Here is a 510-nt window from a genome sequence, read left to right on the forward strand (position 1 = left end):
GGCTGGGGGAGCGCATGTTGTCGCGCTCGTACTGCTCCAGCATCTTGATGGCCTTGAACGCCGCGCCGCTCTTGCCCGTCAGGTCGATGATGGACAGGCGGATTTCGTCCGCGTCCTTGGCGCGCGGCCACAGCGTCAGGTAGTGCTCGCGGTTGCGCAGCGCGGCCTTCATCTGGCCCAGGCCCTCGCGGTAGGTGGCGGCGTTGAAGAGCGCCACCTGCGCCTTGGACTCGTCCCACTTCTGCACCACCGCGGGCTTGTCGTCCGCCGCGCCCCTGCGCTTCTTGCCGCGGCGTGCCCGGGCGTTGCCCTTCTCCCCCAGGCTGCGCTCGTAGCCGCGCACGTAGGCCTCGTATGTCGTCGCCGCGTCCTCGAAGTCGCCAATGGCCTCCAGCGCCTCCGCGTTCGCGTAGATGGAGTCCGGCACGTGCTTGGAGCGCGGGTACTCGGCGAACAGGCGCTTGCGCACCTCGATGGCCTTGTCCAGGCGCTTCGCCTTGTAGTAGTCGA

Annotated in this window: 1 protein-coding gene; it reads right to left on the minus strand. The window is 68.4% G+C overall.

The window, feature by feature from the left end; translation table 11 throughout:
- Positions 1-510: tol-pal system YbgF family protein (locus D7X99_RS42005; protein WP_368667849.1), on the minus strand; the 510-nt coding region annotated here is incomplete at both ends.

This window comes from Corallococcus sp. AB032C (assembly GCF_003668935.1).
Lineage (GTDB): Bacteria > Myxococcota > Myxococcia > Myxococcales > Myxococcaceae > Corallococcus > Corallococcus exiguus.